Origin of the sequence: Vagococcus fluvialis, from assembly GCF_003337315.1 — a bacterium.
GTDB classification, from domain to species: domain Bacteria; phylum Bacillota; class Bacilli; order Lactobacillales; family Vagococcaceae; genus Vagococcus; species Vagococcus fluvialis.
This window is the reverse complement of record NZ_QPJV01000002.1, coordinates 118979-138542: the sequence shown is the minus strand read 5'-3', so window position 1 is coordinate 138542 and position 19564 is coordinate 118979. Positions and strand designations below refer to the sequence as shown.

Sequence of the window (19564 nt, the reverse complement as noted above, 5' to 3'; positions counted from 1 at the left end):
ATTTTTTATTAGCAGACAATAAAGGACTGTGACTTCAACTTGTCACAGTCCTTTGTTTATATTTTCTAACTTCTGATTTAGTTTGCGATAAATATTATCTCTAAACCATTTTTCATTAGATGCTAAAACAGCCTTCTCTAAAGTAAACCAGCCAATATCACTGTTTTCATCTGCTTTGATTGCTAACTCTTCTCTATCATCTGCTTCTATTAAATAGGTGATGTTCAAATGCAAATGAGAAGAAACATATTCATTGTTTTTAATATGTCCATCAACTGTTAAGACTTCCACTGAAAAAATACCTTCACTAACTGCTTTAATCTTTGTTAAGCCACTCTCTTCTTCTACTTCTTTTAAAGCTACGTGAAGTAAATCCTCGTCACCATCAGCATGTCCACCTAACCAAGACCAAGTATCATATATATTGTGATAAGCCATTAAAACTTTAGATTTCTCTTGATTGACAACCCAAGCTGATGCTGAAATATGTGCTTCCTGATGACTTCGATTAAAAATATCTGACTCTGTTTTTAATAAATGAAGAATTAATGCTTTATCTTTTTCTTCTTGCTCATTGTAAGGCTTAAAATTGGTTAGATTCTCGATTAATCTTGCTCTCACTTAAAATCACTCCTATTTAATCTACTATCTAACAAGCATACTCTGTTTCTTCATTAATTGGTAGACAATACCAATAATCTCTATCTTTTAGATTAATTTTTTTAATAATTCAATCTATCTATGGTACAATAGTCAGTAAAATTACTTAGGAGTTGTTGTATTTATGGAGAAAACCATTATCCCAAAAGATTATAAATCCACACTAAATGTCTATGACACACAAACCGCTATTGGATTTATTAAACGTTGTTTTGAAGAAGCACTAACAGGAAGTTTAAAACTAAAAAGAGTTTCTGCTCCACTTTTTGTTGATGAGCGTTCTGGCTTAAATGATAATCTAAGCGGTAGCGAACGTCCTGTAAAATTTGATGTTCCTGCTTTAAATGATAATGGCGAAGTTGTGCACTCTTTAGCTAAATGGAAAAGAGTGGCTTTAAAACAATATGATTTTCATGCTGGAAACGGCCTTTATGCTGATATGAACGCCATTAGACGTGATGAAGAATTAGATAACCTTCACTCTATCTATGTGGATCAATGGGACTGGGAGAGAGTGATTTCTAAAGAACAAAGAACAGTTGATTACTTAAAAGAAACAGTTCAAGGTTTAGTCAATGCTATAGCTGAAACTTCAAGCCGTTTGCACACTAAATACCCAAAAGTTGAAGCTACTATTGATACAAACGTTTCTTTTATCACAAGTCAAGAACTAGCTGACCTTTATCCGGATTTAACATCAAAAGAAAGAGAGCACGCTTATGTCAAAGAGCATCCTACTACTTTTATTTTACAAATTGGGGATTTACTTACTCACGGTGAACCACATGACAACCGTGCACCAGATTATGATGATTGGGCATTAAATGGTGATTTACTATTTTGGCATGAACCTTTAGAATGTGCCATGGAATTATCTAGTATGGGAATTCGTGTTGATGACACTGCCCTACTTGCTCAATTAGAAAAAGCTAACGCAAATGACCGTCTAGCCTTCCTTTACCACCAACAAGTACTAAATAACGAATTACCACTAACAATTGGTGGTGGTATCGGACAAAGTCGTATGTGTATGCTACTACTTGGCAAGGCTCATATCGGTGAAGTTCAAGTATCCTTATGGGATGAAGAAACGATTAACGCTTGCAAAGATAAAATTTTCTTACTATAAATAAAAAAAGCTAGTAGAAAACAATCAAATGTTTTCCACTAGCTTTTTTACATAAATAGAAAGACTAATAATAAAGGTAACACTATAACACCGATTAGAAACGCCCAACTTTGCCACTTAGCAAAGTTAAAAGTCATCCCTACTCCCATTCTTTTTTCTACCCAAAATGACGGATCTTGTTTGTTAAAGTAGAACATACCTAACTTCCAATTTTCATCGTCATCTACTGTTACAATATTTCCTTTTGGAGCTTCTTCTTCATTTATTTCGATTGTTTTTAATCTATCTCCTGATTGTCCGTAATAAAGTGAGAACCATAACACAAGTCCAATAATTAAAATAGTAAAGACAAGAGATAATATCATCACTACTTTTGGTGAGATACTTTCAAAAACTGTGACTAATTGAATAGCAACAAATAATAACTGAGTCAAAATAGAAATCACTAAATTCAACAGTGAAGATTGACGTCTAAATTTTTTACTTTTTGTTGATGAAGCTGTTGGATTTTTGCCATCAATTTGTTGTTTCGCTGATAGATACGCTTGATTACTAATTGCCATCACAATAGTAATAAAGACTTGCATAGCAGGAATCATCATAACAGAACCCCATGTTTTTTCTGTTATAGTTGTTGGATTCATATTAAAATCCCACTGAGTTACTAGTTTGTCTGGAATATTTTGATAGTTAAAAACTGTTAATAACACGGTTACTAATACAAATGCTAAGTTAATCCCCACCAGATAACTAGTTGGAAAAATTAGTTTTTCATCTCTAAAAGATAAATTAACTACTATTTTTTTAGTTTGTTTCATTTCTAAAGATAATGTTTGTTTGTATTTTTTTAGTTCATTATGTTTTAACACATAGCTAACTAAAGAAATACCTAACATAATAAACAAACTAACAATACATAAATAGACTAATTTTTCTTCAGATATATTTGGCTTAAACTGGCCGTATAAAAAAATACCTATATTAATAATAATAGCTATACCTAAGTTGATAAATAAATAGCTTTTCTTCTGAGCATTCACAACTTCTTTGGTTTTATCTGTCACTGGAATACTTACGCCAAAAGGAATATCACGACGATTAATATAAGGTGTAATTCCCATTAATAGGCCAATGCTTATATTTAAAAAAATAAAAAATAATAAACTAATCATGATGTTTCTCCCCTTTTAGCTCTTCTCTTTTTTCCATCATTATTTTTTCAATATCTATCTCAAAAATAGAAGCATCAATCAACAGCTCTTCTATTTGATTTTTCATCTCTATTAAATGTTCTGAGCTAATTTTAGGTGGTGTTACCGAAGCGACGGCATACCCCTTTTTCATCTGCTCAACAACGCCTTCACTAACAAGAGTTTTATAAGCTTTATTTACTGTATGAAGGTTAATCCCAATATCTCCTGCTAAACGTCTAACACTTGGTAGATTATCTCCAGGTTTCAGCTTTCCTAACATGACACCACGTTTAATTTGCTTAACAAGTTGGGTATAAATCGGCACTTCACTTTCAACATCAATTTCGATAATCATTTTAGCACCTCCTTGTTTGTTATATATAAGATATAACAAAAATCGTTATACGTCAACTATAACGAAAGTTATAAAAAAGTTGTAACAGAAGTAGCTTCTACAAAAACAAGCTAAGTACTTCTATTACAACTTCTTCTTTTATTCTACAACCAACACTGACATGGCTTTTAGACTATCTCCGTAGTAATTACTTCCATCAATCGGTTCATACATTACCCATCTAGAATCAGCGTAAATCCCAGAAAATTCATCTTGTCCAACTGCTGCTAGTAGTAATGGCGCAGAATAGCTAATAGATGGATAATCTTCTAATGGCTCACCTTTTAATGTGTAACCTGCTTTTACTTGTTGCTGCTCTGAAAAGAAGGTTAATAGTTTATTTTTAATTTTAGTGGCTCTTGGATTATCAGAATAAGCTAACCGTAATGGGATTCTTAACGCATTATAAGCATAATCACCATCATTTTTAGTTGCCACGTCTTTGGCTTTTGCAGGTACAACCTTGTCTGAGTCAATCCAAGCAAAGTCAGGTATTAAACCATGTTCGTTATTATCACTTAGTATTTCTAAATAATCTAAACTTTTTTGATTAATATCTAGCCAAATAGGATCCTTTGTTTTTCTGTAAAAACTGTCAAAATAGTAAGGTGTCACATCTGATGGTCTAAATAAATTCCAATAAAGTTTTGATTCTGTGGCCCAGTTTCCTACACTCAAAACACCAGTTTTTTCACTATAAACATGTTCTTTCAAACTTTCTAAAATGTTTTTAGCTTTTCCACTATAGTCTTCTTTTGAATCTGGCCAGACTTTACTAGCTCTAAATAAAGCATAAGCAATATCTAAATCTCCATCTGTTGCGCTATTATGATCTTCTGACTGCCATTTCTTCTCTTTAGTCGTTTGTTTCCATTCCATTAAATAATTATCATCAGCTATTTTAAACGCCTCATAATAAGAAACAAGCGCCTTAAAATCAGATTCTTTTGCATAACCTAAGTCCCCTGCTAATGCAGTAATCAACATTCCGTAACCTTGACTTTCAGATAACGCAATTGGCTTTTTAGGGTCGTTAGACGTATTTACAAAAGAACCGTATTCATTTTTCATCACATAAGAATCATGCCAATCACGATAAACTTCTTTTTTTAATTTATCATCATTAGACTTAATACTTAGTAATAAAATACCGATATATATTAGGATGACTATAGTCAGTAAACTCCATACAATTAATGGTTTTTTTCTCATCTTAAATCTCCTTTATCAATCATTAAATCGTTGTGTTTTATACCATTTTGTGCCGTCTCGTTTAAATATCTTATCTGCAATAAGGGAAACATAAGCACCTGTTGCCACAACGATGAAAAATTGAGCGTATGTAAAATAAGAAGCAATTGAATATAACATATTCTCAGTTGTTGCTTGCCCGTACTGGCTGACTAAAGCAATATTAATTTGAAGTAAATAAATAATAAACATTAGTGCCCAGTTCACTAAAAGAACTGCTGCTATTTGCCTATTAGAGCCACCAAAAGTAAAAGGAATCGTAAAACTTGGATCAAATAGCTTTACGACAATAGCAAATAAATTACTTAAAAACAGAAAATTAGAAACTAGAATAGAAGCATTGAACCAGAAGAATGTACTCGTATAATAAAGAATTTCTAGTTTAATTCGCCAATTACTTTTATCAAATAGATGTTTAAAATTTTCTAAGATAACTTCATAATTTCCTTTGGCCCATCTTTTTCTTTGATGGTAATAAGCATTTAATGTCTCAGGTTCTTGTTGGAAGGCTTCTGAGTGAGGAGCTAAAGCAATCAATTTTCCGCTTTCCATAATTTTAAAGGAAATGGCAGTGTCTTCTGTTAAAGCACCGTTATCCCAACCACCAATGGATTTAACAAAGTCAGTTTTGATGATAAAATTGGTTCCTGGAATACGACCAATTTTAAATAATTCCCATTGGCCAGTGTGGTGAATTCGTTGTGTTGTTACAATTTCTAAATTAATACAACGTGTTAAGAAATTTTGCTTGTAGTTTCTTGTTTTATTTCTACCAAATACTGCTCCGTATTTTTCTTTATCTTCTAAAGCTTTTTTAACTAAAAAGTAGAGGGCATTTCTCTCAGGCATGGCATCTGCATCATAAACACAAATCCACTCACCTTGAGCAACTTCTAAGATATCATTTAAAACGCCTGCTTTACCACCTGTTCCTTTTCGATCAATTACTTCAACATTTAAATTTTTAATTTTACTTCTTTTAACTACTTCACTAGCTACTCTAAAAGTGTCATCTTCACAATTATCCGCAACAATTTTTATTTCTAACCTGTCTTTTGGATAATTTAAATTTAAAATAGCATCTACTGTGTCCCCAATGACTAGTTCTTCATTATGAGCTGGTACAATAATGGTCACCATCGGAGTTTCAGACAACTCTCCTAAATCATGTTTTGGTGATTTCAATAATCTAAGTAAGTATTTAACTGCTCCAAAAAGAATAAGTAGCGTAATACCTACTGAAATCCAGATAGAAACTAAAGCAAAGATAATTAATACTTTCCCCATAATCAATCTCTCCTTTTAAAATACTTCCAAACACGACTTTTAATCACGAGTAGTGAAATAAAAAGAGCGATTGAAGCAAAAAAGAAAAAGACAGTGACGACATAACTTAATTTTAAAAACAGAGTTTCTATATTATTCATCTATCTTCTCCCCTTAAGCAATATATTCAACAGATAAATCTGTTTCAACGCGGCGAGACAGGCGGCCTAGGACTTGTTCTACTGTTAATTCTTCATCAGCTTGAATAATCAACTCACCCATTTTAACTGTAATATCATGTGTCGCGTCACTACCTTTATAAGGAATTAAATTCATTTGAACTTTAGTAATTTTGTTCATTTTGTACCATACTTTTTTCTCATTGGTTTCTTTATTTAATACAGTTAAAACAATAAAAACGCCTTTATCTAAATGGAAAAATAGTTCTTCAGGATATCTTGTATAAACTAAAGTTTCTGCCATTTCTTCTAGAATTTTTTTTAGTGGCCTCTTTATCTTGATACATATACTGCTCAAAAAAATCAATTTGAAACATAGCCAAACCAAGTTTTCTGGTATCATCAGTTTGTCTTACTTTTAATGATTCTGTGTATTGTTTATATTTTTTATAAAAGGCTGCTTCTGATCTAAGACCAGTTGTAGAGTCAGTATTGTGTAAATACCTTGCAATATCTTCTCTTCCTGATATCAGCCCTTTTCTCATAAGTAATGATTTGCTGATTTCATAAGCTATAAAACTATAAATTGGAATACTAAAACAATAAAAGAACTTCAAAGGAAGCATCATAATAACTGGTTGAAAAAACAGAATAAAGATTCCTACAGCGACAACAATGAAATTAAGACTTACTATTACAATAGAAGATCCTAATAAACCTAAAGTAACACCCATTAAAGCCACAATATTAGTAAAGACAAAAGCCTCAGGACTGACAGCACCATTTAACAGTATATTTTGTCCCATACATAATGCCAGCAACAAAAACACACCTACTTCTAAAGGTATCTTTTGTTCGTGTTTGTCTAATTTCTTCATTTTCCTTTACTCCTTAAATGAAATTTCTACAGCATCAATCAGTTAATCTTTTATTTTATTTTTATATTAATTATTCCTCTCATTTATTGCTATATATCCCCTTCAACTGTTTGACACTAATGACTAATGTATCATATCCTTGTATGAATTTACTATTATTTTTATTTTCACAGAAATAAAATAACGTTCATCCTCAATAGGAACACACGGTTTGCATTAATGTTTTCATAATATATAACTTATAAGAAATTCTTATAGTTAAAAACAACGTTATTTAAAAAGTGGTATTAATGAACAATCAGCTATGAATCAACTAATTGCTGACCCACTAATCCTTCACAGGGTATTTAATACCATTTTTAATTATTTTTTCTTCAATAATTTCATCAATATCAAAACCCAAATTATCTGCAAGCATATAAGAATAAATTAAAACATCGGCAATTTCTTCTTTTAAATGCTCACGGTCTTGATTGCCTTCTTCTGCTGATTTCCATTGATAAATTTCTAATAACTCATTGGCCTCTAGTGAAATAGACAAAGCTAAATCTTTTTCATTATGAGCTTTCCTCCAATTTCTAGCATCTCTAAAAGCATTAATTTTGACGACTGTTTCTTTTGTACTCATCTGCATCTACTCCTCTTGATTCATAAAAAAAAGAAGATGTTTCCATCTTCCTTAATTATATTCTTTTAAAGGTAATCATGCACTAAAACTGCTTTTTTAGATTCTCTTGATGTTCTTCTTTTATAGCTGCTAAAGTGTCAGGTTCAAGAATTAAATCACGAGCTGTTCGAGCTAATAATTCTGCCCCTAACGCAATTGAAGCTAAACCTTTAGGGCTTTTTGAAGCTTCTCTAAATTCAATACTATGTCCTGCAATATACTCATCAGAAATAGAGACTGTTGGCTGAATTGTTGGAATAACTTGACTCACATTCCCAACATCTGTAGAACCTAAACTAACACCTGTAAAGTCTTCAATATAAATATCTTTTTCAGGAATATTAATTTCATTAACATGTTTAAAGAAAACTTCATCAAAAATTGGTGTTAGTACAGTATTATCAACTGAGTTTTGGAATAATCCAAACTCATAGGTACAACCTGTTTGAAGAGCTGCTCCTTTGACAATATTCTCCACTTTTTCATAGACTTCATTTAAAGTCGGGCGAGTGGCAGCTCTTAAATAAAATCTAGCTGAGGCAAATTCTGGTACGACATTAGCTGCAACACCGCCATCTGTAATCACACCATGAATTCTGACATCACTTGGTAAATGTTCCCTTAAAGCATTGATACTGTTATAAACTTGAATCACAGCATCTAATGCGTTGATTCCTTTTTCAGGAGCTGCTGCTGCATGAGAAGCACGCCCGTAAAACTTAATATCAACAGGATCATTAGCAAGTGAAGGCGAAGATTGCGAATAGTAAGTTCCTGGATGAACGCAAATAGCTGCATCTACATCATCAAAAAAGTGTTCTCTAACAAAACTGCCTTTAGCAGAACCATTTTCTCCACCTTCTTCACCAGGAGTTCCGTACACTCGAATTTCGCCACCAATTTCTTCAATGATTTCTTTTAAAGCACTCGCTGCAAGGACTGAAATTGTTCCAAATAGATTATGACCACAAGCATGTCCAATACCAGGAAGTGCATCATATTCTGCTAAAAAACAAATAGTTGGACCAGGTTTTTCAGCTTTATATCTCGCATCAAACCCTGTTCTATGTCCTGCAACACCGTAATCAACAATAAAACCTTCTGCTTTTAGCTGTTTAACCAAAGCCTCAGATGAATAAAATTCATAATTGCTTACTTCTGGGTGGGCATGAATATCTAATGCTATTTCCTGATAAGTTGGTAATCTGTCCTCAATAAATGATTTGATTTGTTCTAATTGCGCCATAATACTATTCCTCCTAATTTTTATTTTTAGATAAACAAAAAAAGCCTTCGTCCTTATAAAAGGACGAAAGCTTTGAGCTCACGTGTTACCACCTTAGTTTATGAGAAAAAAACTCTTTTCTCACCTCTAGTCAGAACCAAAAACCGATTCCTATCCCTATATCGTAGGCATACGTTGTTAGTTTATCTAAAAGACTCACTAACAAATAAACTCGAAGACCATTTTCTAATAACGTCAATTACTCAATTCACACCATCATGAGCTCTCTTTAAATCGCTGCTTATTGTACTTATCTTGTCATAGTTTTTTTGTTTATTAAAATATATTAAGAGTATTATTCATCATAATTTCATTTTTGTCAACTCTTTTGAATTTTTTTAACTAAAATAAAGGCTCCTACTAATAAAACAATTCCACCAACTACTGCTAAAACAACAGATTTCTTTTCTCCTGTTTGTGGTAATTTTTTCTTATCATCTGTTGAAGTTGGTGTTTTCGTTTCTTCTTTTTTAGAGTCAGTTGTTTTTTTAGTTTCTCGGTAAAAAACAGTTCCATCTAGAGCAACTAATGTATCATTTGAAGCTACATATTCAAATACAAAAGGTTGCGGATTAAAGTTTCCAGGTTTGCCGTATTGATCAATATAGGCCTGACTATCCCAAATCAGTGTGTATTCATTGCCATTAATTCCATAAGCAATTATTTTATACGTCAAAACGCCATTAACATCGACTGCTCTTGGTGTCATGGTCCAAACAATTTTTTCTCCACCAACTGTTGCTACCCATTTATCTTGTAAAAATTCTGGAATATCTGCTTTTTCTACAAATTTTTCATATTTATCTTTGTCATCAATTGTGTTTGTAGATTTTCTAGTAAATTGATTACCTGCTATATCAATGACATCTTTTTCCATGTTGTATGTAAAAATAAGTGGTTGTGGGTTCCAAGTTTCTGGTTTGCCATATTTTTGAATATAAGCATCTTCATCCCAAATAAGGATATAAGTATTATTTTCTACTGTGTATGATTTAACTTTATATTCAGTTCCATTAACTGTATAAGTGTCTTCAGTTATAAAAATACTTTTTAAATTGCCTTCTCCTTGCCATTCACCATGTAAATTCTTAGGTAATGTTTTCAAAGTGGTATTTTCTTTAACGACAGATTCTTCAGTAGAATTAGTTGTTTTTTCTTTGTCTGTTACCAGCTCTTTATTTGGCGTAAGCTCTTCTTTTTTATTGTTTTCATCCATAGTTTCACTAATAACCATCACTTCTTGTTCTTCATTTTGACTTAAGTTTTCAGCATTTACAGTCATCATCCCAACACCAAGTAGCACAACTGCACAAATCATTGGTAATACGCGCTTCATTTTAGCTCCTCCTTATTCTTTTTATCCCTTCTCTATATTACAATTATATTACTAAAATGTTACAAAGTAAACACGTGTATTACTATTTGTTACTAAAAACCAAGTGTCAGAACATCTTCATTTCATTTTACCGCTAAATATATAGTAACTTCCCCTGTTGGCAAATACTCTTCAAAATCTGCTGTGAATAGACGTCTGTCATAGATATCTTGATTTCTCCAAATCTCTTGCCAAGTTTGCCCTACTTTTTCTGGAGTGGCTTCTTTGATTTCGATTGCCAAATAATTATCTTTTTTCAGAATAATTTCTTCCTCTGAATCAAAAAGTTCATTACCGATTAAAAAATCAAATTCTCCTGTATGATCACTTTCATAATTAAAATAAACGGCATAGATATTCTCTAATAAGTTCATCTCAGAAATCTGTGACCATAAACCGATGATTTCTTCGATATTACCATTTCTAGTTCTAATTTTGTTTCCCTTAATTGTTTTTTCTGCTAATACAACTTCTTTCATGTTAATCTCTCTCCTTTATGTGTGCTATACTCACATTATAAATTTAAAAGGTGACATTTTATGGCACCATTGGGAGAAAAAAATGAAAAAAGATGAACGCCTCATAGCAGAACTTATTTTTATTAATCAAAAAAGACAATTTAATTTAAATGATTTAATGACAGAATTTTCAATTTCAAAAAGAACTGCCTTAAGAGATATTGCTGATTTAGAAAATTTAGGAGCTCCTATTACTGTAGATAAAGGACGATTTGGCGGTTATCACTTAATTAACACAAACAGTTTACCGCCTTTATATTTAACTCAACATGAATGGCATTCTTTGTTTTTAGTCCTTCAAATTTATAAACAAATGGAGCAATCTCCTTTTAATGCTTCTTATCAACATTTAAAAAACAAACTCTTAGCTATTGCACCACAAGAAGAATACAAAATTAATTATCAACTAGAAAAAATGATTGTCATCTCAACAACTCAAAGTATTTCTCATGTTCCTTTTCTCACTGAAATCTTTCAAGCTATTTACGAAGAATTAGTGATTCAAATAAACTACTCCAGATATGAAGAATCAACTCGCTTAATCCAGCCAATTCAATTGGCCTTTAAATACGGTCATTGGTACTTATTAGCTTGGGATTTAGATAAGGAGAATTTCAGACATTTTCGCTGTGATTTTATTAAAGCTGTCATTATAACAGAAGAAAAAGGATTAGCTCTTTCTTTTGATGAAATTTATGAGTTGTACCTAGAAAAATCACAAAAAAATAGGCCTCTAACTTTTAAAGCACACTTAAAAGTTGAAGCCCTTGATTTATTTCATTCTAAAAAATATCCAGGTGTTGAGTTAGTTAAAGAAAACAATCAGTATTATATTATGGGGCAGTATCATGAAAATGAAATTCCTTTTATTATTAACTATTTAATTGGGTTTGGTACTTTTTTAACTTTAGAAGAACCTTTCTCTTTAGTTAATATGATGAAACAACATTTAGCTAACCTTTTAAAACAATATGATTAATACCTAATATCTACTTTTCTTTTATTCAATACTACTGCTGTTAGGATAATGCAAACTAAACTGTATGCTGCTAAAATTCCTAAGGCTTTCAAAGGAATTTTTCCTGTATTAATATACCCTACTGCTAGTTCTCTAACTTGGTAGGTTGGTGTTGCTTTTGAGATAGGTTGTAGCCATTTAGGGAATTGATCAGTTGGTAACCACAAACCACCTAATGAAGACATCCCTAAGTAATAAATATTAGCAAAGACTGAAGCTGTTTTTTCATTTTTAAATAGAGTCATTATTAAGCCAATACCTAAAAAAAGTATACCACCTAGTAGTAATGCTAATCCTGATACAAGCCATTCTTTAGCTGTTAATGTGACTCCTTTAGCGATACCGCCAACTAAGAAGACAGCAATAATTGCCACAACATACATAAAAATCATCTTTAACATCTTAACTGTATAAATTTTAACTGGACTCAAATCCACATGGTTTAATCTCATACGCCAACCATTTTTACTATCTTGAATAATATCAAATGGAAAAGTGAACAAGGAAAAATTACACAAACTAAAGGCTGTCATAGACATAAGATATTCTCTGTAATATATTTCTTGATAAGACTCGTCAATTGGAATCAAAGAAGTAAAGACAAAGTAGAAGAAGATTGGCATTCCAATACTCATGACAAAAGTTAACTTATCTCGACTCATACGTTTGGCTTCGATTTTTATTAAGGCTAACATTTATATCTCCTCCTCTTCTTCCAGTTCATTGGCAAATATTGTTTCAAGTAAAGATGTATTTGTAATCTCAATATTGTCAAAAGGCATTTCTAATTGAAGGTAACCTTTTTAACAGTTCTGTTGTTTGTTCATTTTTCAAATGCCAAACAACTACATCTTTTTTAGGTTCTATTGTTACGTGAAATTCGTCGATTAAAGCTTCTAATTGAAGTTTATATTCTAAGTAAACATCATTTTCAATGGTAATCACTTTTTGTTCTCAAATGATACGGCGTGTTATCTGCTCGAATCTCTCCCTGATCTAATAAAATCACTCGATTAGCACAATAATCCACTTCTTCGACATAGTGAGTTGTGAATAAAATCGTTGTTCCTTTTTGTTTTAACTCTTTAATCAAATGCCAAAAATGATTTCTAGTTGAGGTATCCATGCTTGCTGTTGGCTCATCTACAATTAATAATTTAGGTCGATTAATAATAGCTAAACAGGTATCTACTAAACGTTGTTCACCTCCTGAACAAGTGGCAACCAACTGATTATACTTCTCCTTTTCAAAGGGTAAAATAGCTCCAATTTCTTCTTCTGATAAAGGATTGTCAGAAAAACTGGAAACAAAATCAAGCATCTCTTTAATGGTTACATCATCTGGAAAACGAGTTCTTTGAGATAAAAAACCAATCTCTTTTTTCTCGTAAGCAAGTATAATACTCCCTTCTGTTGGATAAAAAAGATTTAAGATTAAATTGATTAAGGTGCTTTTCCCAGCTCCATTTTTTCCAAGTAAAGCCACACATTCCCCCTTTTCAATTGATAGGGAAATATTTTTTAGAACCTTTTTTTCACCAAATGTTTTACTAATTTTTTTTAGTTCAATGATTGATGTCATTTTTATCACCTCGTTTACTTAATTTTTTATTTATCTCATCAACACTAAGTTTTACTTTTAACATGGAATAAATATAGATACTTGTGTATATGCAAATAAAAATAATTGTATATCTAATCACATCGCTAACCGTGTACTTGAACCAATTCAGTAGAACATTTAATAGTAGTAATCCCAAGTAGGTGCAACTAAAATGAACAGCTACTTGTTTAATAATCGACCAATTATCTTTTCGGTAAATTCGGCTAGCAAATGAAAACATAATCCCAATCACACTCCATAAAACAATACTCCAACCAAGTGCTGCTAATTCAGTACTAAATTGATTCATAAAGTCTGGTGTACTGGGATAAAATTTACCTTCCCCAACACTTAAAGAAATGAAAAAAGAAACTAGTAACCCAATAAAAGTGCCTGTAGTAATCCCTACACCTAAATGTTGCAACATTTTTCTCATATCCCTAGCCTCCTTTTAAATTCTTTCATGTAACGCCTTGATGTGTGACTAAAACTACCATCTGTAAAATTAACTTTAATGGTTCCTGTAAATGAGAGCTCAAGATTTTTAATATAATCAGGATTAATCATCTCACTACTAGATATACGAATCATATTAGTAAACCTGTCTTCAAGTTTATATAATGGCTCTTTAACAACGACTTCTTCATTTCCTATATGGCAATAAGTTTTTTTGTCTGAAGAAAAAAAACGGATTATCTCTGATTCTTTAATCGGAATCATCTGCTCATCTTTTATTCCCAAAAGTGGCAATTTAGTATCTCTAGAGCAAATATCTAAAATCTCTTGAATCATTGGTGTCATAGCTCTAGCATAGATTTTAATTTCATCCTCTTCAAACCGGTCATTAATCTCAAATAATACCTTCACTTCATCAACTCCTAACTTGTTTATATTCTATCCTTTTTTTAGTATGCTGTCATAAATTAGTGATAGATGGTTATTTTTATGTGATAAACGGCAAAAAAAATGATACAAGCAAAAAGCTCATATCATCTCAATTTATTCTTTTATTAATCTTAGCTTACTTTTGGTAAAATAATACATCAGAACACCAAACAAAATACTTGATACCACTATCGTCCCGACATCAAACAGACTTATATCTACCGGGTCTCCGTAGAGAAATGGAAAGATAATATGTAACCATACAAACATCCAAACACCCCACTGTATACCTACAAGGAAAAATTTCTTTTTTAACTGCTTCACATAGGCTACAAAGCTTTCTTCATCATAAAAATCAGTTTGATTAGCTTCATATTTTTTTAGATGATATAACGTATATACAGAGTTAATTTGTTGAATTAAAAACAGCATCACAGTTCCTAATGAAATCTGATCATGGAGTGCATCCCAAATAAAACTAGCTAACATCCCTACACTTAGTAAATAAAAAGTTAATACATTAGCATTTCCTAAGACTTTATAAATCATTTTTTCTTGGTATTCATCTCTCTCACCTGCAAAACCAACAAATCTTCGCAACCATTTATCACTTATATTTTTCATTTTTCTTACTCCTCATCTTCAACATCCCAAAACAAAGCATTTAAATCAGTATCTAGTTCTTTAGCAATTTTTATACATAAATCTAAGGACGGATTATATTTATCATTTTCAATTAAATTTATCGTTTGCCTAGCCACTTTAATTCTTTTAGCTAACTCTGTCTGGGAAATCCCTGACATTTTACGGTACTTTTTTATTTGATTCATTTCTTCCCTCTTTAAATATGACATATATATGTGACTAAATTTATCTTAACTCGATTATTAGTAATTGTCAATTATATATTACAATTTGATATTAAGTTCTGTTTCTTAATGAGAGATATGGTAACATTAAACTGTTAGGGAACTTTAGTTATTTATCAAATTAAAAGGAGTTGTCGTGTTGGAAAAAATCGTTAAAAAAAGAGCTCTCAATCTGATTTTCACTTTAATTCTTAGTATGTCAATTACTTTATCAACTGTGACTACTGTCGAAGCGAAGAGTAAAACAGATAAAACTGAAAAGGTCACAAAAGAGCAGAAAAAAAGATTACAAGAAGAAACCAAAAAGAGCTTAAAAAAATATTCTGTTAAAGATGATACAAGTAAAAAATTAAAAAAATGGCAATTTGAGAATAAAAAAACGTGGAAAGTTACAACCAAATCAAAAAAACATAAAGAGATTATTTCTGAGTTTAAATGGAATGGTCAAGAAAAAGAAACACCTGAATTAATTGGCTTAACTGTTAATAAAACCGATATGCTGAAAAAAGAAGCGAAAAAAAGCAAAGAGGCCAAAAAGAAACAAGATGATATCTCTGCTGCTATTGAAAAAAATTATACAGATTTAGCTAATTTAGAATATGACGGGGAACAAACAATTGATGTCAATGGTGGTGTTCCTTACTTTACAGATAAAGACCTAAGTCTTAAAAAGAAAGCTTGGGAAACATACGGGGATTTAGATTCATTAAACAGAGCCACTGTAGCAAATGCCATGCTAAACAAGAGTTTAATGCCTACTGAAAAACGAGGCGATATTTCAAAAGTTAAACCTACTGGCTGGAAAAACAAAGAAATTAAAGGTGGTTATCTATTTAATCGTTCTCACTTAATCGGCTTTGCTCTATCAGGAGAAAATGATAACTGGAAAAATTTAATCACTGGTACTAGACAGCTAAACTCTCCTGAAATGCTACGTCATGAAATGGATGTTAAAGAATACCTTGAACGTAGTAAAGATAATTATGTCAGATATCGTATCACACCTATCTTCAGAGGTGATGAACTTCTTGCTCGTGGTGTTCAAATGGAAGCTCAGTCTATTAAAGATAAAGATATAAAGTTTAATGTTTATATTTTTAACATTCAGGACGGAGTTACTTTGAACTATGCAGACGGATCAAGTACTGTCAGTGAAAATTTTATTTCTGATGCTGAGAAAGAAAAAATTGCCAAACAAAAGCAAATTGAAGCTGAAAAACAAGCTGCTGAATTAGAGGCTGCTAAACAACAAGAACTTGAAGCGCAACAAGCCCAAGAACAACAAAATCAGCAGAATAATACAGGTGAGGCACAATTTGTAGATGAAAATGGTAACGGCCTAATCAAAGGCTCTAATAATGGTATTTATCACACGCCAGGTTCAACCTATTATAGTCGCACCACTAATCCCGCCGCTTGGTTTAGTACTATTAGTGAGGCAGAAGCAGCTGGCTACAGAGCACCGAAAAGATAAACTAAAAAAATAGACTGACACTTGAAGTGTCAGTCTATTTTTAATGTAGTGGTAAATATATCGTTAATTTAAATAAATCACCATCCACTTGAATATCAATATTACCATCATGTAGAGAAACAATGGAATTAATAATAGCTAAACCTAAACCAGAACCTTCTGTATGTCTAGAACTATCTCCTCGTTTGAATTTCTCCATTAACTGATCCGCTTCTTCATTCAATTCATGTTGAGAAATATTCTTCAATTCAATTTTAGCCATGTCATTTTGCTTTTCTAATTTCAAATAGACACGCGTTTCGGGCATAGAGTATTTAATAGCATTACCAAAAATATTATCAAAAACACGCCACATTCTCTCACCATCTAAAGGTAAATTAATAGCTTCCTCTGGTTTATTAAAAATAAATTTTAAATGATGGTCTTCAAACTCTTCACTATATTCAGAAACTGATTGTTGCAACAACTGAGTTAAATTAACCTCTGATTTATCTAAAATAATCTCTCCATTATTCATTTTAGTAACTTCAAATAAATCATCAATTAAATGCTTCATTCGTTGCGCTTTTTTATTAATAATCTCTATATATTCTTTTCGATTATCATCTGTTAGTGACTCTTGTTTCAATAAATCTCCATAAGTAATAATTGAAGTTAATGGCGTTCTTAAATCATGACTGACGTTTGTTAATAATTCTGTTTTTAACATCTCACTTTGGACAGTATCCTTTCGTGAGGTTTCGATTAATTTATTTAATTGTGTTAATTCACGGTCTAATTCTTTTAAACTTGTATTCTGAGAAACAGGTTGGTCATATTCAACCATCCAATTTTTTGATTGTTCCATAATTTTTTTCGTTCTTTTTAAAGCTAAATATACTAGTCTAATTTCAACCAGAATGACTACTACCATAACTCCAAGTAAAATCATGCGGTAGAAAGAACTAAAGTACATACGTCTTAAAATAAATAGAGCAAACAAATTAGCTACTACTACTAAAAAAATAACTACAATTTTTGATGAAAAAGGTAATTTATTAAAAATAGAAATTATTTTTTCATATAGTTTACAGGAAGCACTGTCTTGCCAAACTTCTTTTAAATCGACTTTACGATATTTAGGTAATAATTTTTGCCATAATACTTTTAGCATAACAAAACTTATTAACAAACAAGCTGTACCGATTACAACAGGACTAACTAGCATTCTCATATTACTTAAGTTATTCCCTACATTATAAGGATAGATAACTAAGGCTTGAGCCGCTGCCATAAATCCTAAACCTAAAAAAACAACAGTCGCCACATCTAGTGGTATTTTATTCATGAAATCTATTAGCATCTTTGAATTCACATAGAAATATAAAATACCGATACCAATTAACATACTAAATATGCCTACATAAATTAACTTAGAAAAGAATTCTGCCTCTTTTTCTTGCTCTTTTATTTTAGTATCAAGAAAAGAACCTTTTGGAATAACGTAGCTTCCCTTTAAGTTAGCTACTGATGTTTGAAAAAGCCCTGACTGAGTTGCTTCTGGTTTAATAAAATTATACAAATTAATTCCGTATTCAAAGTTTTTCACTTTTCCTACTGCTTGAGATTTTAGTTTTTCTCTCACTTCTGTTTCAGTTGAATATTTATTTAAGCCTTCTACATTAGTATAGACGTCCCCTGTTTGAGTATCTTTAAAAAAGTAATGATATAACTCATTCGCATCAGATAAATAGGGTTTAATATCTTCTTCAATTGTTTTTTTATTTTTTTTGATATAAGTCATTTCTTCGTCAATAATTTTTTTCTTAACTGCCTCATCATCTGTAAAATTCTCAACAATTGCTTTTATTTTATCGTCTCTTTCTTTTTGTAGAGTTTCTTTTGTTTTCTCCTCAACAGCTAATTCTAATCTTTCTTGGTATTGAGATTTAATATCTAAAATCTGAGTCCCTAAATCACCATAGCGTTGACGATAAATTTCTACTTGGTCTGGAGAAATATCCTCAATTTTAGTTGGTTTAAAGTCAGCTAAGTTTTCTTTTAAATAAACACTTTCTACCACATTATTATTCATCTCATAAAAAATATTATCTACTGTATTCATTCGGTTTGATGAAACATAGGTTGTGAACCAGCCGCCTAAACAAAAAATCACTGCAAAAATTAGTAAGAGACTATTTTTCCATTTTGTAGCCAATCCCCCACACCACCTTTAAATATTTTGGTTTTTTTGGATTACTTTCAATTTTTTCTCGAATTTTTCTAATGTGAACAGACACTGTATTATCGGAGTTAAAACTTGGTTCTTCCCAAACTGATTCATAGATATCGTCAATTGAAAAAACACGACCTGGGTTAGACATTAGTAATTCAACAATTTTATATTCTGTTTTAGTTAAATTAACTTCTCTTTCTTCCACAAAAACAGTTTTAGCATGAGTATCTAATCTCAGCTCATTTAACTCAATAATACCTTCTTTTGATTCCTGTTCAAATTCACCTAACGTAAAATAGCGACGTAGCATTGATTTCACACGGGCTATTAATTCCATTGGACTAAAAGGTTTTGTTAAGTAATCATCAGCTCCTACATGTAGTCCACTAATTTTATCAATATCTTCATTTTTAGCACTTAACATTAAAATCGGCACATTACTTGTTTCTCTAATTTTTTGAGTAGCTGAGATACCATCTAAATTAGGCATCATCACATCCATGATAATTAAATGAATTTTTTTAGTTTTAACAATCTCTAAAGCATCTACACCGTCTTTAGCTTCAATTACTTGATAATCATCCTGTGTCAGATAAATCTTTATTCCTTCACGAATCTCTTTATCATCATCCACCACTAAAATAACTGTTTCTTCCTTTTTCATTTTTTCACCTACGTCCTTTATTTGTACATCTCTTAGTATAA

23 protein-coding genes and 1 other annotated feature are annotated in these 19564 nt (G+C 31.4%); of the genes, 3 read left to right on the top strand and 20 right to left on the bottom strand.

Annotated elements, in window-relative coordinates:
* Window positions 1–42: 42 nt before the first annotated feature.
* Window positions 43–621: an NUDIX hydrolase gene (locus DFR54_RS02480; RefSeq protein ID WP_114288774.1), complete on the bottom strand. Its 579-nt coding sequence runs from the start codon at window positions 619–621 to the stop codon at window positions 43–45.
* A gap of 163 nt (window positions 622–784) precedes the next feature.
* Here DFR54_RS02480 and asnA point away from each other — a divergent pair, with 163 nt between their 5' ends.
* On the top strand, window positions 785–1789 hold the full coding sequence (gene asnA, locus DFR54_RS02475; protein ID WP_114288773.1) for an aspartate--ammonia ligase: 1005 nt from the start codon (window positions 785–787) through the stop codon (window positions 1787–1789).
* 47 nt (window positions 1790–1836) lie between these two features.
* On the opposite strand, the gene DFR54_RS02470 is transcribed toward asnA, so the two are convergent.
* The 10 genes from DFR54_RS02470 to DFR54_RS02425 form a co-directional block, all read right to left on the bottom strand.
* A complete protein-coding gene (locus DFR54_RS02470; protein ID WP_114288772.1) occupies window positions 1837–2961 on the bottom strand; it encodes a DUF1648 domain-containing protein in 1125 nt (374 codons plus the stop codon).
* Window positions 2954–3337, bottom strand: coding sequence for a GntR family transcriptional regulator (locus DFR54_RS02465; RefSeq protein ID WP_114288771.1), 384 nt, complete (start codon window positions 3335–3337; stop codon window positions 2954–2956). Before DFR54_RS02465 ends, DFR54_RS02470 begins: the two co-directional genes overlap by 8 nt.
* Before the next feature lie 138 nt (window positions 3338–3475).
* Window positions 3476–4588 (bottom strand): glycosyl hydrolase family 8, encoded by a 1113-nt coding sequence (locus tag DFR54_RS02460; RefSeq protein WP_114288770.1) that lies wholly within the window; start codon window positions 4586–4588, stop codon window positions 3476–3478.
* Between the two features lie 15 nt (window positions 4589–4603).
* Complete coding sequence (locus DFR54_RS02455; protein ID WP_114288769.1) at window positions 4604–5914, bottom strand: glycosyltransferase family 2 protein; 1311 nt, start codon at window positions 5912–5914, stop codon at window positions 4604–4606.
* A 153-nt stretch (window positions 5915–6067) separates the two neighbouring features.
* Entirely contained in the window at window positions 6068–6376 is a 309-nt protein-coding gene (locus tag DFR54_RS02450; protein WP_114288768.1) for a hypothetical protein, read from the bottom strand.
* Window positions 6342–6950, bottom strand: coding sequence for a hypothetical protein (locus DFR54_RS02445; protein ID WP_114288767.1), 609 nt, complete (start codon window positions 6948–6950; stop codon window positions 6342–6344). Before DFR54_RS02445 ends, DFR54_RS02450 begins: the two co-directional genes overlap by 35 nt.
* Before the next feature lie 328 nt (window positions 6951–7278).
* Window positions 7279–7578, bottom strand: a complete 300-nt coding sequence (locus DFR54_RS02440) for a nucleotide pyrophosphohydrolase (protein ID WP_114288766.1) — start codon at window positions 7576–7578, stop codon at window positions 7279–7281.
* Between the two features lie 82 nt (window positions 7579–7660).
* Window positions 7661–8863, bottom strand: a complete 1203-nt coding sequence (locus DFR54_RS02435; RefSeq protein WP_114288765.1) for a M20 family metallopeptidase — start codon at window positions 8861–8863, stop codon at window positions 7661–7663.
* Window positions 8864–8919: 56 nt separating this feature from the next.
* Window positions 8920–9173, bottom strand: a binding site (T-box leader).
* A gap of 48 nt (window positions 9174–9221) precedes the next feature.
* Window positions 9222–10238 (bottom strand): LPXTG cell wall anchor domain-containing protein, encoded by a 1017-nt coding sequence (locus tag DFR54_RS02430; protein ID WP_114288764.1) that lies wholly within the window; start codon window positions 10236–10238, stop codon window positions 9222–9224.
* A 122-nt stretch (window positions 10239–10360) separates the two neighbouring features.
* Window positions 10361–10756, bottom strand: a complete 396-nt coding sequence (locus DFR54_RS02425; RefSeq protein WP_114288763.1) for a GyrI-like domain-containing protein — start codon at window positions 10754–10756, stop codon at window positions 10361–10363.
* Window positions 10757–10838: 82 nt separating this feature from the next.
* Here DFR54_RS02425 and DFR54_RS02420 point away from each other — a divergent pair, with 82 nt between their 5' ends.
* Entirely contained in the window at window positions 10839–11774 is a 936-nt protein-coding gene (locus tag DFR54_RS02420) for a helix-turn-helix transcriptional regulator (RefSeq protein ID WP_167799335.1), read from the top strand.
* Here the strand turns inward: DFR54_RS02420 and DFR54_RS02415 are convergent.
* The 7 genes from DFR54_RS02415 to DFR54_RS02390 form a co-directional block, all read right to left on the bottom strand.
* Window positions 11771–12508: an ABC transporter permease gene (locus DFR54_RS02415; RefSeq protein ID WP_114288761.1), complete on the bottom strand. Its 738-nt coding sequence runs from the start codon at window positions 12506–12508 to the stop codon at window positions 11771–11773. The genes DFR54_RS02420 and DFR54_RS02415 overlap by 4 nt on opposite strands.
* Before the next feature lie 76 nt (window positions 12509–12584).
* The gene (locus tag DFR54_RS13165; RefSeq protein WP_170126903.1) at window positions 12585–12758 is read right to left on the bottom strand and encodes a hypothetical protein; all 174 of its coding nucleotides are present in this window, start codon (window positions 12756–12758) and stop codon (window positions 12585–12587) included.
* Window positions 12745–13395 carry an ABC transporter ATP-binding protein gene (locus DFR54_RS02410; RefSeq protein WP_114288760.1) on the bottom strand — a complete coding sequence of 217 codons (651 nt, stop codon included), beginning with the start codon at window positions 13393–13395 and terminating at the stop codon, window positions 12745–12747. The genes DFR54_RS13165 and DFR54_RS02410 overlap by 14 nt, the downstream gene beginning before the upstream one ends.
* Window positions 13379–13852: a DUF3021 domain-containing protein gene (locus tag DFR54_RS02405; protein WP_114288759.1), complete on the bottom strand. Its 474-nt coding sequence runs from the start codon at window positions 13850–13852 to the stop codon at window positions 13379–13381. The genes DFR54_RS02410 and DFR54_RS02405 overlap by 17 nt, the downstream gene beginning before the upstream one ends.
* Window positions 13849–14283, bottom strand: a complete 435-nt coding sequence (locus tag DFR54_RS02400; protein ID WP_114288758.1) for a LytTR family DNA-binding domain-containing protein — start codon at window positions 14281–14283, stop codon at window positions 13849–13851. The genes DFR54_RS02405 and DFR54_RS02400 overlap by 4 nt, the downstream gene beginning before the upstream one ends.
* 132 nt (window positions 14284–14415) lie before the next feature.
* A complete protein-coding gene (locus DFR54_RS02395; RefSeq protein WP_114288757.1) occupies window positions 14416–14925 on the bottom strand; it encodes a DUF3278 domain-containing protein in 510 nt (169 codons plus the stop codon).
* 5 nt (window positions 14926–14930) lie between these two features.
* Window positions 14931–15131, bottom strand: coding sequence for a helix-turn-helix transcriptional regulator (locus DFR54_RS02390; RefSeq protein ID WP_086341881.1), 201 nt, complete (start codon window positions 15129–15131; stop codon window positions 14931–14933).
* Between the two features lie 535 nt (window positions 15132–15666).
* Between DFR54_RS02390 and DFR54_RS02385 the strand changes: the two genes are divergently transcribed.
* A complete protein-coding gene (locus tag DFR54_RS02385) occupies window positions 15667–16644 on the top strand; it encodes a DNA/RNA non-specific endonuclease (RefSeq protein WP_114288958.1) in 978 nt (325 codons plus the stop codon).
* A gap of 40 nt (window positions 16645–16684) precedes the next feature.
* Here DFR54_RS02385 and DFR54_RS02380 read toward each other — a convergent pair whose 3' ends face one another.
* Window positions 16685–18841 (bottom strand): sensor histidine kinase, encoded by a 2157-nt coding sequence (locus DFR54_RS02380; RefSeq protein WP_114288756.1) that lies wholly within the window; start codon window positions 18839–18841, stop codon window positions 16685–16687.
* Entirely contained in the window at window positions 18819–19523 is a 705-nt protein-coding gene (locus DFR54_RS02375; RefSeq protein WP_086341879.1) for a response regulator transcription factor, read from the bottom strand. Before DFR54_RS02375 ends, DFR54_RS02380 begins: the two co-directional genes overlap by 23 nt.
* Window positions 19524–19564: the final 41 nt, after the last annotated feature.

Coding starts and splice junctions, on each gene's coding strand:
- asnA (WP_114288773.1), top strand. CDS start 785: ATGGAGAAAACCATTATCCCAAAAGATTATAAATCCACACTAAATGTC.
- DFR54_RS02470 (WP_114288772.1), bottom strand. CDS start 2,961: ATGATTAGTTTATTATTTTTTATTTTTTTAAATATAAGCATTGGCCTA.
- DFR54_RS02465 (WP_114288771.1), bottom strand. CDS start 3,337: ATGATTATCGAAATTGATGTTGAAAGTGAAGTGCCGATTTATACCCAA.
- DFR54_RS02460 (WP_114288770.1), bottom strand. CDS start 4,588: ATGAGAAAAAAACCATTAATTGTATGGAGTTTACTGACTATAGTCATC.
- DFR54_RS02455 (WP_114288769.1), bottom strand. CDS start 5,914: ATGGGGAAAGTATTAATTATCTTTGCTTTAGTTTCTATCTGGATTTCA.
- DFR54_RS02450 (WP_114288768.1), bottom strand. CDS start 6,376: ATGGCAGAAACTTTAGTTTATACAAGATATCCTGAAGAACTATTTTTC.
- DFR54_RS02445 (WP_114288767.1), bottom strand. CDS start 6,950: ATGAAGAAATTAGACAAACACGAACAAAAGATACCTTTAGAAGTAGGT.
- DFR54_RS02440 (WP_114288766.1), bottom strand. CDS start 7,578: ATGAGTACAAAAGAAACAGTCGTCAAAATTAATGCTTTTAGAGATGCT.
- DFR54_RS02435 (WP_114288765.1), bottom strand. CDS start 8,863: ATGGCGCAATTAGAACAAATCAAATCATTTATTGAGGACAGATTACCA.
- DFR54_RS02430 (WP_114288764.1), bottom strand. CDS start 10,238: ATGAAGCGCGTATTACCAATGATTTGTGCAGTTGTGCTACTTGGTGTT.
- DFR54_RS02425 (WP_114288763.1), bottom strand. CDS start 10,756: ATGAAAGAAGTTGTATTAGCAGAAAAAACAATTAAGGGAAACAAAATT.
- DFR54_RS02420 (WP_167799335.1), top strand. CDS start 10,839: ATGAAAAAAGATGAACGCCTCATAGCAGAACTTATTTTTATTAATCAA.
- DFR54_RS02415 (WP_114288761.1), bottom strand. CDS start 12,508: ATGTTAGCCTTAATAAAAATCGAAGCCAAACGTATGAGTCGAGATAAG.
- DFR54_RS02410 (WP_114288760.1), bottom strand. CDS start 13,395: ATGACATCAATCATTGAACTAAAAAAAATTAGTAAAACATTTGGTGAA.
- DFR54_RS02405 (WP_114288759.1), bottom strand. CDS start 13,852: ATGAGAAAAATGTTGCAACATTTAGGTGTAGGGATTACTACAGGCACT.
- DFR54_RS02395 (WP_114288757.1), bottom strand. CDS start 14,925: ATGAAAAATATAAGTGATAAATGGTTGCGAAGATTTGTTGGTTTTGCA.
- DFR54_RS02390 (WP_086341881.1), bottom strand. CDS start 15,131: ATGAATCAAATAAAAAAGTACCGTAAAATGTCAGGGATTTCCCAGACA.
- DFR54_RS02385 (WP_114288958.1), top strand. CDS start 15,667: ATGCTGAAAAAAGAAGCGAAAAAAAGCAAAGAGGCCAAAAAGAAACAA.
- DFR54_RS02375 (WP_086341879.1), bottom strand. CDS start 19,523: ATGAAAAAGGAAGAAACAGTTATTTTAGTGGTGGATGATGATAAAGAG.